15 protein-coding genes are annotated in these 12507 nt (G+C 50.8%); 3 read left to right on the plus strand and 12 right to left on the minus strand.

Translation table 11 applies throughout. The features are described from left to right. Nucleotides 1–22 precede the first annotated feature (22 nt). The 8 genes from SD71_RS17735 to SD71_RS17765 all read right to left on the minus strand — a co-directional run bounded on the left by SD71_RS17735 (nt 23) and on the right by SD71_RS17765 (nt 5263). On the minus strand, nt 23–1135 hold the full coding sequence (locus SD71_RS17735; protein WP_041066038.1) for a sugar ABC transporter substrate-binding protein: 1113 nt from the start codon (nt 1133–1135) through the stop codon (nt 23–25). 174 nt (nt 1136–1309) lie between these two features. Then, the gene (gene spoIVA / locus SD71_RS17740; protein ID WP_041066044.1) at nt 1310–2788 is read right to left on the minus strand and encodes a stage IV sporulation protein A; all 1479 of its coding nucleotides are present in this window, start codon (nt 2786–2788) and stop codon (nt 1310–1312) included. A 242-nt stretch (nt 2789–3030) separates the two neighbouring features. Beyond that, nucleotides 3031–3405 carry a hypothetical protein gene (locus tag SD71_RS22510; protein ID WP_052476370.1) on the minus strand — a complete coding sequence of 125 codons (375 nt, stop codon included), beginning with the start codon at nt 3403–3405 and terminating at the stop codon, nt 3031–3033. An 11-nt stretch (nt 3406–3416) separates the two neighbouring features. After that, nucleotides 3417–3761, minus strand: coding sequence for a hypothetical protein (locus tag SD71_RS22515; protein WP_052476371.1), 345 nt, complete (start codon nt 3759–3761; stop codon nt 3417–3419). Nucleotides 3762–3787: 26 nt separating this feature from the next. After that, complete coding sequence (locus SD71_RS17750) at nt 3788–4141, minus strand: 2Fe-2S iron-sulfur cluster-binding protein (RefSeq protein ID WP_041066048.1); 354 nt, start codon at nt 4139–4141, stop codon at nt 3788–3790. Continuing rightward, nucleotides 4138–4737, minus strand: coding sequence for a nucleotidyltransferase family protein (locus SD71_RS17755; protein WP_052476372.1), 600 nt, complete (start codon nt 4735–4737; stop codon nt 4138–4140). Before SD71_RS17755 ends, SD71_RS17750 begins: the two co-directional genes overlap by 4 nt. Nucleotides 4738–4757: 20 nt before the next feature. Then, on the minus strand, nt 4758–5051 hold the full coding sequence (locus SD71_RS17760) for a 2Fe-2S iron-sulfur cluster-binding protein (RefSeq protein WP_041066051.1): 294 nt from the start codon (nt 5049–5051) through the stop codon (nt 4758–4760). Then, a complete protein-coding gene (locus tag SD71_RS17765; RefSeq protein ID WP_235427199.1) occupies nt 5048–5263 on the minus strand; it encodes a DUF2768 family protein in 216 nt (71 codons plus the stop codon). Before SD71_RS17765 ends, SD71_RS17760 begins: the two co-directional genes overlap by 4 nt. Nucleotides 5264–5428: 165 nt before the next feature. On the opposite strand from SD71_RS17765, the gene SD71_RS17770 reads away from it, so the two are divergent. From SD71_RS17770 to SD71_RS17780, 3 genes are read left to right on the plus strand one after another with little or no spacing between them, the layout of a single operon-like run. Further along, a complete protein-coding gene (locus tag SD71_RS17770) occupies nt 5429–6871 on the plus strand; it encodes a spore germination protein (protein ID WP_235427201.1) in 1443 nt (480 codons plus the stop codon). 15 nt (nt 6872–6886) lie between these two features. After that, nucleotides 6887–7963, plus strand: a complete 1077-nt coding sequence (locus SD71_RS17775) for a GerAB/ArcD/ProY family transporter (RefSeq protein ID WP_041066056.1) — start codon at nt 6887–6889, stop codon at nt 7961–7963. Next, complete coding sequence (locus tag SD71_RS17780; RefSeq protein ID WP_041066059.1) at nt 7956–9086, plus strand: Ger(x)C family spore germination protein; 1131 nt, start codon at nt 7956–7958, stop codon at nt 9084–9086. Before SD71_RS17775 ends, SD71_RS17780 begins: the two co-directional genes overlap by 8 nt. Nucleotides 9087–9185: 99 nt before the next feature. Here SD71_RS17780 and SD71_RS26320 read toward each other — a convergent pair whose 3' ends face one another. From SD71_RS26320 to der, 4 genes are all read right to left on the minus strand, one after another. Next, nucleotides 9186–9329 carry a stage VI sporulation protein F gene (locus SD71_RS26320; RefSeq protein WP_407637557.1) on the minus strand — a complete coding sequence of 48 codons (144 nt, stop codon included), beginning with the start codon at nt 9327–9329 and terminating at the stop codon, nt 9186–9188. A gap of 153 nt (nt 9330–9482) precedes the next feature. Continuing rightward, entirely contained in the window at nt 9483–10544 is a 1062-nt protein-coding gene (locus SD71_RS17785) for an NAD(P)H-dependent glycerol-3-phosphate dehydrogenase (RefSeq protein WP_041066061.1), read from the minus strand. Further along, nucleotides 10534–11148, minus strand: coding sequence for a glycerol-3-phosphate 1-O-acyltransferase PlsY (plsY, locus tag SD71_RS17790; protein ID WP_152619500.1), 615 nt, complete (start codon nt 11146–11148; stop codon nt 10534–10536). The genes SD71_RS17785 and plsY overlap by 11 nt, the downstream gene beginning before the upstream one ends. 11 nt (nt 11149–11159) lie before the next feature. Further along, complete coding sequence (gene der, locus SD71_RS17795) at nt 11160–12482, minus strand: ribosome biogenesis GTPase Der (protein ID WP_041066064.1); 1323 nt, start codon at nt 12480–12482, stop codon at nt 11160–11162. Nucleotides 12483–12507 lie beyond the last annotated feature (25 nt).

Consider the following 12507-nt stretch of genomic DNA (forward strand, 5'->3'; position numbering starts at 1 on the left):
CTCTTGGCAAACCCTGCGCCGATTATTTCGCGCCTGCGGATTGCTCCAAAGCTTTCAGATAATCGGTATTCCCGAAATCGCTGCTGCCCCATCCTTCTACATATTGCGACAGGTCGGCGGTGGTGACGACTTTGTCCTTCGGAAGCATGTCGCGATGCACGAATACGGGCTCGAGTTCAACGACCGCATCCGTTTTGTCGCCGTGCAGCTTCTGGTACAAGTAGCGGACCTGAACCTGGCCGATCGACGAAGGATCGACGGCTGCCGAGGCAACCCACGGGCTCTTCGGATCCTGGATCATCTTCAGGTCTTCGTCGCTGAGATCGATGCCGTAAATTTTGATTTCATCGCGTCCCGCTTGTTTGATTGCATTGGCTGCGCCTTTTGCGAATTCATCCCATGAAGCCCAGACAGCGGTAATATCACCCTTGTTCGGATACTGTTTGAGCACAGCTTCCATTTTGTTTTGCGTGTCCAGCTGCGGGTTGCTCGCGTCGCCGAAAGCCGAAACTTGTTTAATGTCCGGGTATTTGTCTTGGAACGCCTTGTATGAAATCTGGCGGCTTTCCATCGGAGGGAAACCGGCCACCCAAACTTTGACAATGCTGCCTTTGCCGCCCGAGTCCTTAGCGAGCTGCTCCAAGGTCAATTCGGCCATCTTCTGGTCGTTCTGAGCCAGGTTCGTTACGCCTTCAACTCCGTTCAAAGCAGAATCAAACGCAACGACGGGAATACCGGCTGCGAGCGCCTTATTAACGCCGGCCGTCAATGCGCCTGGGTCGCCGTGATCGATCAGGATGCCGTCATACTTCTTGTTTACTGCCGCATCCAGATTGGCAGCCATTTTGTTCAGATCGTTGTTAGCCGTGAGAACGTTGACTTCGCCGCCGTATTTGGCGATCTGGGCTTTGACTCCGTCCACATATTGCGCGGAAAAAGTACCCGTATTCAGACGCATGATGAGCGCGATTTTTTTGCCTTTGAGCGCATCGGACCCCGGATTGCCGGAAGTTTCCGCCGCAGAAGCGGAAGGTGAACTTCCCGCATTCTCTTCTTTGTTACCGCATGCCGACAGCACCAAAATCAATGCGAGCATTAAAGCTAACGATGTGACACCCAATTTACTTTTTGTCATCTCTCTGCCTCCCATTATGTAACACCACGAATGATAGAATTACTATAATCGGCAATTCCGAGTATGTCAATCGGGTTTCCAAAATTTTTGGCTTTGATAAAAGACGGCTTGCGAAAGGCCCAATATGACAGAGGGGGGCAGTCCCGATATGGGACAGCCCCTCAAGGTTTTACTTTATAGAATGATGGCAATCAGACCGCCGGAGCCTTCGTTGATGATCCGGCCGAGCGTTTCCTGCAGCTTGTAGCGGGCGTTGTCGGGCATCATCGCGATTTTGCCCTGAATGCCTTCCCGAACTATGGAATGCAAGGAGCGGCCGAATATATCGGAATCCCAGATCTTGATCGGATCCTTCTCGAAATCCTGCATCAAATAGCGGACAAGCTCTTCGCTCTGCTTCTCGGTCCCGATGATCGGCGCGAATTCAGATTCCACATCCACTCGGATCATATGAATCGACGGCGCAGTCGCTTTAAGTCTCACACCGAAACGGGAGCCTTGACGGATGAGCTCAGGTTCGTCGAGCTGCATCTCGGCAAGCGATGGAGCGGCAATTCCATACCCTGTCGTCTTGACCATTTCGAGCGCTTCCGCAAACCGGTCGTACTCCCGCTTAGCGTGAGAAAACTCCTGCATGAGCTGCAGCAAATGGTCTTTTCCGCGAATTTCCGTGCCGACGACTTCCATCAGAATTTTATCGTACAGTTCATCGGGCGCATACAAATCGATTTCGGCTACGCCCTGCCCCATATTCATACCGCTTAAACCCGCGCGCGCAACGAAGTCATATTCCATGAACTGGGCGACCACCCGATCCACGTCGCGCAGACGGCGGATATCCTTGACGGTCTCGCGTACGGAGCTTTCGAAGCTGCTGCGGAGCCAATGTCCTTCGTTCAGCACCATGACCCAGCTCGGGAGATTCACGTTCACTTCGTGTACCGGGAACTCGTAGAGCACTTCGCGGAGAACTCCCATAACTTCTTCTTCGCCCATCGTGGCAGCGCTGAGGGCCATTACCGGAATATCATATTTAGCGGCCAATTCGCTGCGAAGAGACTGAGCTTCTTCACTCTTCGGCCGCGCCGAGTTTACGATCAACACAAACGGCTTGCCGACTTCCTTCAGCTCGTCGATAACCCGTTCTTCCGCATCCACGTAAGCACTGCGGGGAATTTCCGATATCGTTCCGTCCGTTGTGACGACAACGCCGAGGGTCGAGTGCTCTTGAATGACCTTGCGAGTGCCGATCTCCGCCGCTTCCTGGAACGGAATCGGCTCTTCAAACCAAGGAGTCGTAATCATTCGCGGGCCGCCCTCATCTTCGAAGCCTTTGGCTCCTTCGACGGTGTAACCGACGCAATCTACAAGACGAACGTTAACTTCAAGGCCTTCGGCCACTTTCAGCTGTACCGCATTGTTCGGCACAAATTTAGGTTCGGTTGTCATGATCGTCCGGCCAGCCGCACTCTGGGGCAGCTCGTCAATTGCGCGTACTCGATCCGCCTCGTGCGCTATGTTGGGCAATACGACGGTTTCCATAAAACGTTTAATAAAGGTCGATTTGCCTGTGCGGACGGCACCTACGACCCCGAGGTAGATATCGCCGCCGGTGCGCTCGGCAATATCTTTGAAAATGTCCACTTTTTCCACTGAGAATTTCCCTCCCATCGTAATCGCGAAACCTTCGTGACCCGCCAGCGCGACGGAACTCGTACACGAACTTGGACTGGTAACATTCTATGTGCGAACGCCTCTATTCATGACGCGGCGCCGCAAATTGTTTTCCATGCCGACGTACGCCCGCCGGCGCTCCTGTTGTTTCCCCCATGATCATATGAAAAAAGAGAGACACGTATGTCTCTCTCAGGTAAAAAAATTGTTCAAGAATGGGATTAGCCCTGAACGGCTTGTGGGGCGTTAGATACCCAATGATAAACAGGCGATTTCACAGGCACGAAGTAGGAAGCCTCCACCAGCTTATGCCGCAGATCTTCACCGGCTTCCGGTGCCGCTTTGGATTTGGCGGCCGCAGTTTGAATATCGATTCCGTAATCGACAAACACTTGTCCTTTGTCGTTGATCAGCAAATTCAGAGATTGCTGCGAGTACATGCTGCGGATCTCGGGAGCGCGTTGCCCCAGCTTATTGAAATCCACTACTGAGAATCCAGGATACACTTCATCTGCAGACGGATTCTTACCGCCATTGGCCGACCGATATTCATCCACCTTATCCTGAACGCCGGCCACCGCTTGAAATACGGCCAAATCCAGCAGTTTTACCGCCGCTTCGATTGTTCGTCGACGATCAGAAACTGATAATCTCCGCCGTTCTCGAATGCCATGGAAGGCATATTCGCCAAAAAATTCATCCGTTGCAATTTGCCGAAATCTATTTTGTATTTCTCATAGACCGGCACGGCCTCTCCCGCGTTCTGGATCGGCAGCAGTCCCGTCTGTTCCTGATATCTGTCAACGGCGTCCTGAACCGTAAGCACGGATTCTCGAGCCGACACGTTACTCCCGGGAGTGTGGTCATCCGGATACAGACAGCCGGTCATGAACATTAACGCTGAAGACATCATCATAACAGCCATTCGTCGCGCAACCTTACGAAACTTCATCGGCTAATAGCCTCCTAAAATAGCGATCAGAAAAAATCATCCTCTTCTTGCTCCGCCAGCTTTTTGCGAATGACTGCTTTGAGCGGATCCTCGGGGATGGTCACGGTGACGTCTCCTTTGACCCGCGCTTGACAGGAGAGCCGCGTTCCCGCCTCCAGCAGCGGGCCCAGCTTGCGAGTCTCAGCGAGAGTAGGCGCTTGCAGAGATGACGCTTGTTCCTTCGAAACGTAAACCTTGCACATCAGGCATCCCGCCACCCCCCCGCATCGGGTGCGTATATTGACACGCGCCCGCCGGGAAGCATCCAGCAGCGTTGTTCCGGGCCGGACGCCGATCGAACGATTGTCCGGAAGAAAAGTGACGAGGTGGTTGGTTGTCATCGAGTATCCTCCTGCACCGCCGCGCCTGCCGCCAAGCTCAATGCTCGCTGCGCCACGTCCGGAGAAATGTGATTCGTTGCCAGCAATTTGTACAACAAGGGCAAATGCCGAGCCGGATCATGTGCAATGAGCTCTCCGACAACGGAAGCCCGATCCATCCGCTCCCTGAGCAGATTAAAAATAAGCTCGTGCGCTAATGGAACGAGACGGACCTGGTGCCCCTTAATATGAATAATATCGGCGTTCGGATAGAGGACATCGTCCACTTCTGTCATATATTCCGATCGAACGGCCCTGACTCTGAAATGCCCCACCAGTTCGACTATCGTCTCTTCCATGCTGTAATGGGACAATATCGACCGATACCGTTCAGTCTCATTCTCAGCCGGTCCATCGACGGCATACTCGGACAAACGAGCATGCAGAATCGGCACTGAAGCCAGATCCGCATAAACATCCAAGTCCCTGGGAGGCCGCTCCAGCGATGCACCCCGCAGACTCAGTCCGGTGCTGCCTCCGACGACCCAGCTCGCTTCACAGCCTGTCAGCTTATCCGCCAAAAGGGACAATGCGGAAGCAGGAAAACCAGTATTCATGTCTCCACTTCCTATATCGTTTAAAAATAAGTCCGGTTGACGGCTTTAATATCCCCCGGCTTCATGACTGCGGCTTGGCACCCAAGCCGGAATCCTTCATCCAGTTCCTCAGCTCCAAGACGATCCCATTCCGCGTCATTCGGTTCCGACAACAAATCGGCGCCTTCCTGCACGATACATCTGCACTTTGCGCAAGTGCCCCGGGAGCAGTTGAATTGCCAATCGACACCGGCAGCCAAAGCATGGTCCAGCAGGCTTTTACCGACCTGTGCATCTACGTTTGCAGTAAGCGTTCTTCCCTTTAAAGTTATCATACAATCGAAAGAAACCCGCAGAGGAAACCATACAAGAGGAGAACGACTGCAACCAGCGTCAGTACCCGCCGCAGCCATCCTTTTGTCTTGGTCCGGGCAAAAGTTATAATGAGAGCCGCCGCGACCATCAGGCCGATGCCGATCAGCGAAAGCCACATCTTGCCCATGGCATCCAGCTTGGCGGCGGCATAGGTTTGGAACAGGAAATACATACTATAAGTTCCTCCATACGATAAACATCCTCAAATGCACAATATTATACCATCTCCGACGAAAGAAGACAAAAGCCGCCGCTTGGCCGCAAACCCTTTTCAAAGTATAAAATTCGGCAGATTGCGAACATTGGAGATAAGGATTCAGGAGGAGGCGGAGGTGCAGTGAACGATTCCGGCAGACAAGAGAATAAGGAGCCGAATATGCAGCCTTCCATGGAGTACGCAATGGCAGAACTCCGTAATTGCGCTGATCTTAATCACCTAAAGTTACCCGAAATCGGTGTTGACTTCGTGTATTTCGGACATTTTATCGGAAGCCAAGAATTTACTCGCGAAATCTCGGAACCCTTCACGCATATACGCGCTGACGAAGTTGACCAGTTGCTGAAAAGAACCATATATAAACCGATTACAGAGTCACAATCATTAATCAAAGCGATATTAAGCGGAGAAGTTGCCGTTTTTCACGGCAGCAATACATATTCCGTCAAAGCTTACGACCCGAAAAGCCGTGCCATAGAAGAATCTCAAACGGAGTCGGTCATTGTCGGTCCCCATGACGGCTTTGTAGAAGAAGTGGAAGTAAATGTGTCCCTCATTCGAAGAAGAGTAAAAAGCTCGCATCTTAAAGTGATCAAGCTTGAAATCGGCGAACTGACCAAAAATCATGTTTACGTGATGTATATAAACGATGTGGTAAACATGGAGCATGTGAACGAATTGGTACATCGCATCAGCGGGGTTGAGATGGATGCCGTCTTTGACGGGAACATGCTTGTACAATACATCGAGGATAATCCCAATTCGATATTCCCGCTGTTCATATCCACGGAAAGGCCGGACACCGCGGCTTCCATGCTTGCGGAGGGAAAAGTAATCGCCATATTGAACGGCAGCCCTTCCGTCATTTGCGCGCCTGCCTCCTTCTTCGAGTTCTTTAGTTCCCCCGATGATTATTACCAACGGTGGCCGGTAGGCAGTGCACTGAGGCTGCTAAGACTTTTTGCCCTTTTTATGACACTGACGCTGACTCCAATCTATGTATCCGTAACCACTTTTCATTATGAGATGGTTCCCGAGACACTTTTACTGTCCCTCGCCCAGTCCAGAAGCCGGGTTCCATTCCCTCCCTTGTTTGAAGCTATTCTGATGGAAATTACGATTGAGCTGCTAAGAGAAGCAGGAGCAAGACTTCCAACGAAAATCGGACAAACGATCGGTATCGTCGGCGGTATCGTGATCGGGCAGGCGGCCGTTCAGGCCGGGATAACGAGCAATATTCTGATCATTGCCGTCGCCTCTTCAGCTATTGCTTCCTTTGTGATTCCAAGCTACATCATGAGCTCGTGCATTCGGCTCGTCCGTTTTCCTTTGATCATTTTAGCGGGATTATTGGGCAATTTCGGATTTATGCTGGGTATTGGATTCATCATCGTACATCTTGCGGGGCTCACAAGCTTAAAAAATTCGTATTTAACCCCGCTTGCCCCATCTAACCTTAAAGACTGGGGAGATATTTTTATTAGAGCGCCATTCTCTATGTTAAAGAAAAGACCCTTTGTGAACCAATCGCCGAATCCGGTAAGAAACAAAATGCGAAAATAGGATGGTTTTTACGTGATGGAAAAACTGCATCCTTTTCATGTGTCCATAATGATTTATATGAATCAATCGGGGGTGATCGCGCTGATCCTCCCCCGATTGTTTGCCTCTAATTACGGCTATAACGGCTGGTTGTCCTTGGCATTTTTTTTCGCCGTTTCAATCCTGAACATCTATCTCATTTCATTGGTTTACCATTATGGCCAAGGACGCTCCATTTTCGAAATTCTTGAAGCTTCATTGCCAAAATTCTTTTTATTTCCTCTCTATGTGTTGTTGGCCGCGTTATGGACTCTCATCGGCTGTTTTGCCGCGAAGCAGTTTGTGTTCATCTTTCAGATGTTGGACTTTCCTACGACTCACCCTATGTTACTGAAACTGTTGCTGGATATCCTGGCATTCTCGTTAGTCATTAAAGGAATTTACAGCATCTCAAAAGCGACAACCGTTTTCTTTTGGCTCTTTGTATGGATGCATCTGCTTGTCATTTATTTTTTTGGAGAATTCCAGTGGGTCAGGTTAACTTCGTTTGTATTCCAGGGCGAAACAGACTTCGTCCAAGGCGGATTCGATATTTATTCCGCTTTCCTGGGGTTGGAAATCGCGTTGTTGTTATTGCCGTACGCCGAAAAAAACAAAAAATTGACGAGAGCCGTTTACATCGGCAATTTGATGAGTGTGTTGGCTTACCTTGTCGTAAGTGTCATTAGTTTCGGCGTTTACAGTTTGGAGCAATTGAAGAGACAGCAATACCCCGTGCTTGATTTGTTATCTTACATAAAATTGCCTTTTATAGAAAGAATGGAAAATTTATTGTTCGCATTCATTTTATTCCCTGTATTGGTCAGCGTCGTCTTATATACTTGGGCCAGCGTACTTGCTTTAAAAAGGATTGCTCCTAAAGCCGACACGAACTGGCTCGCCTTCGCAGCTCTTGCCTTTTCTTTTGGCGCTGCTTGGGTTCCTGACGTTATAAGCGAAGTTGAAATGCTGCTTAAGTATTTCAGTTACGCCGAAGAAGGTATTGCATTCGGGCTTCCTTTGCTGTTAATCATTGTCCTTTTGTTCCAAAGAAAGGGGCATACCCATGCATAAAATCAGCCGTATCGGCGCGGCGCTCATCATCCCCTTACTTTTACCCGCCTGCGCGGATCAGCGAATATTGGAAGAATTGGGCACGGTCCACACCACCAGCTATGATTTACTGCCTGAAGAAGAAGGAAAATCGTCAAAGGAACTGTTAATTACGATGACGATTCCGAAAAACGACCCGGAAAACAGGAAAGTTCGGGAGGAAATTCTTACGACGACTTCCATAAACAGCAAAGGAGGACGAATCAGGTTATCGAGGAAAACAGAATTATCTTTGGTCAGCGGTCAATTGCGAAATGTGTTGTTCGGATCAAGGCTGGCGAAAGAAGGAATATGGCCGCTCATGGACACGTTCCAGCGGGATCCCTCCATTTCCCAGCGGCTAAAAATAACCGTTGTCGACGGAAGCGCTCACGATTTAGTAACGGAAAAATATCCCCCGCATCCCATGACCGGTCCTTATATTGAAAGAATGTTGGAAAAACAAGAAAAATCGAAGATGAGCGCGGAAGCTACGCTGTATGATTTCACGCGGGATTATTATGACGATGGCATCGATCCGATTGCGCCGATTGTTAAAAAACAAGGTGGCAACGTCGTTATGGAAGGAATTGCCTTATTCAATGAAGACAGGTATATGACCAAGATACCGGCGGATGAAGTGCTCATTTTCGGATTTTTGCAAGGAGATTTCAGGCAGGGTGAGTTGAGCATGGACTTTGGGGAGTCCGCAAATAAAGAAGCAAACAATGCCATGTTCACATCGTTAATCAGCAAAAGAAAAATTAAAGTGTTCGCCAATCGGTCCCGGGATGATATAACGGTTAACGTTAGTGTTCAGATTAAAGGTTCCGTACTGGAGTACAACGGTAAAATGGATTTGAGTATAGATCAAGACCGCCGCAAATTGGAACGATTAATCTCCGAGCAGATTACGGATAAAGCCAATGATATGATATCCAAAATGCAGAAGAACAACGTGGACAGCCTCGGATTGGGTCAATATGTAAGGAACAGCATGAGTTACGGCAGGTGGAAAAAACTGAATTGGGAAGAAGTCTATCCTCATGTTAGAGTGCATTGTAAAGCGACGATGGTGATCAAAGACTACGGCAAATTCAAATAAAAAAAGTTGACCGCTCTGGCGGAGCGATCAACCCGTTGCTGCCGTAACCCTATTATTTCTTAGACATCATCTTAATGAGAGACTCCAAGCTGTTCATGTTCAACCCGGTTTTGTGACGGCGCCTACGATTTCCTTGATCGTATCTTCGGATACCGGCACGCCCGCCATGCCCGAAACCTGCTTGATGAGCTCGCGGATTTGCGCTTCGTTGCTCAGAGTTTCGGGGGTAACTCCGCTCGCTATTTTTTTTGATCGAGTTCTCCGTAATGTTTTTTTCCGGTTTTGTCCTTCACCACACCCAAAATATCTTTGGATACTTTCTTGTCCATGCTTCCCCTCCTCCGGGTATTTGCACTGTATCCTATGAGGAGGGAGAGCAAAAAGTGCCGCCAATAGTCACACGCCCGGCTGGCCTCTGAGCCATTTGTCGCGCGAGGCGTCAGCAACTTCTTCGATCTCGTTCTTCTTCACTCGGCCCATGAGCGCACCCACTGCAAGCTCGGGCGATCTTCCGTCAAAAAGAACGGCGTATAATTGGTTGGTGATCGGCATCTCGACACCATAACGCGACGCAAGCATATGCGCGGACTTGGTCGTTCGTACACCCTCTACCACCATTCCCATACGCTGTAACACGACCTCCAGAGGAAGTCCTTGCGCGAGCATTGAGCCGGCTCTCCAGTTACGGCTGTGCTTGCTAGTACAGGTAGCAATCAAATCTCCGACACCGGCAAGACCGGCGAACGTTAATGGGTTCGCACCCATGGCCGCACCCAATCGGGCGATTTCCGCCAATCCTCTTGTGATTAACGCCGCTTTGGCATTGTCTCCAAAGCCAAGCCCGTCCGTAAGGCCGGCTCCCAGAGCGATAATATTCTTGATCGCACCCGCAGTTTCCACCCCGATGAAGTCGGGGTTGGTATAGACACGGAAATACTCTTCATTCATGAATAAATCCTGGGCGGCCTCTGCGCATGCCGTTTCTTGGGAAGCGACGACAACCGTCGTCGGCTGCCGAATGACAACTTCCTCGGCATGGCTCGGGCCCGATAATACGACAATCTGATGCTCGGACCGGCCGAGTTCCTCCGCAAGAACCGTGGACATTCTTTTCAGCGAATCGGGCTCAAACCCTTTCGTTGCATGTATGATTAGAGCATCTTTATGTAAGTATAAAGCCGCTTGACGAGCGACATCCCGCATCGCGGATGAAGGGGCGACGAACAGGACGGCCTCGGCTGACGAGACGGCGTCTTTCATATCCGTCGTAGCGATAATTCCTTCAGGCAGCTCCGCTTCCGGCAGGAACTTTGTATTGCGGCGTTGACCGTTGATCTCTTCCGCCTGGTTTGCGCTGCGGGTCCATAGCTTTACCGTATGGCCGTTGTCGGCCAGCACACGCGCCAAAGCCGTCCCCCAGCTCCCCGCTACAAGGACGGCGACTTGTTTATAACCCATGATGCTCACCCTTTTTAGTTCCGCCCAGCTTATTTTCCGTGCCGTTGATCAGCTTGACGATATTCTTCCGATGGCGAAGCAGTGCCAGAATGCCGATAGCCACCGCCCCCATAACGAGAGCCTGCTCCAAGCCGAACAGATAGAAAACGATCGGCAGCAATACCGCGAAGATCATTGATCCGAGCGATACATAGCGGGTTGCCGCAATTGTAATAATAGCCGCGATTCCCGCCAGTAAAGCCGGAAAAAAGGCGAGCATCGCCACTGCGCCGATTGTCGTAGCGATGCCTTTGCCGCCTTTGAAGCGGAAAAAGATCGGCCAATTATGACCGATAATCGCCGCAAGGCCGCTCGCTACCGGCACCCAGCTTTCATCGCCGAGGAGCCGGCCCAGCAGCACTGCAGCGACGCCTTTGGCGATGTCGAGCGTAAAGACCGCAATAGCCGGGCCTTTCCCGAGAACGCGCAGCGTGTTGGTCGCCCCTGCGTTGCCGCTGCCGTGCTGACGAATGTCGATTTTACGCAGCCAGCGGGCAAATAAGATACTGAAAGAGACAGAACCTATGAAATAGCTCATCACAATCGCGATAATTGAATTGAACAACCCGGTCTCCCCTATTCCTGATCCGACTTACGACGCGTGAACAGCCGTAACGGCGTACCTTCGAACGCGAATGCCGCCCGAATTTTATTTTCCAAGTACCGCTCGTAGGAAAAGTGCATCAATTCCGGATCATTGACGAAAATGAGAATCGTGGGCGGCTTGACGCCGACCTGAGTCGCGTAATTGATGCGAAGACTGCGGCCTTTGTCCCTTGGCGGCGGGGTAATGGCGACCGCGTCGGAAATGATGTCATTAAGCACATGTGTCGGAATCCGCAGCGCATGCTGCTCCGCTACATGGTTGATTACAGGGAACAGCCTGTGCAGCCGGTGCTTGGTAAGAGCGGACAGGAAGACGACGGGCGCATAGGTCATGAAAAGAAAGTGCTCACGGATCGTATTGGTGAACTGCTGCATCGTTTTATCGTCCTTTTCGACGACATCCCATTTGTTCACCACAAAAACGGCGGCTTTGCCGTTCTCATGCGCGTATCCGGCGATATGTTTGTCTTGCTCGATAATGCCTTCCTCACCGTTGATGACGACAAGTACGACATCCGCGCGTTCGATCGCCTTCATGGCTCGCATCACGCTGTATTTTTCGGTCGTCTCGTAAACTTTGCCGCGTTTGCGCATGCCGGCGGTATCGATCAGAACGTATTTTTGGCCATCTTTTTCGAAAGGAGTATCGATAGCGTCACGAGTTGTGCCGGCGACCTCGCTTACGATGACCCGTTCCTCGCCCAGTATGGCGTTAACCAGCGAGGATTTGCCCACGTTAGGCCGGCCGATCAAAGCTACTTTGATGATATCGTCATCATATTCTTCATCTTCGATCACGGGCAGCTTGGAAACGGCGGCATCGAGCAGATCGCCGATTCCCATGCCATGCGCGCCGGAGAGCGCAACGGGATCCCCGAACCCGAGTCCGTAAAATTCGTAAATATCGTCCATCCGCTGTAAATTATCAACTTTATTGACAGCGACGACAATGGGCTTCTTAGAGCGGAACAGCATTCTCGCGACTTCTTCATCGGCAGTGGTGATCCCTGCTTTGGCGTCCACCATGAAGATGATGACGTCCGCTTCCTCTATGGCCAGCTCAGCCTGCATCCTGACGGACCGAAGCAGACTGTCTTCTCCTTCAATCTCAATGCCCCCGGTATCGATGACGCTGAACGCACGCCCTGTCCATTCCCCGGTGCCGTAAATGCGGTCGCGCGTCACACCGGGCTTATCTTCAACAATGGCGAGCCGGTCGCCGATAATTCGGTTAAAAATCGTGGACTTGCCTACATTGGGCCGTCCGACGATGGCAATAACTGGTCGTGCCATAAGTTCACTCCTCGACAACTACAAA

This window comes from Cohnella kolymensis (genome assembly GCF_000829465.1).
Taxonomy (GTDB): Bacteria; Bacillota; Bacilli; order Paenibacillales; family Paenibacillaceae; genus Cohnella; species Cohnella kolymensis.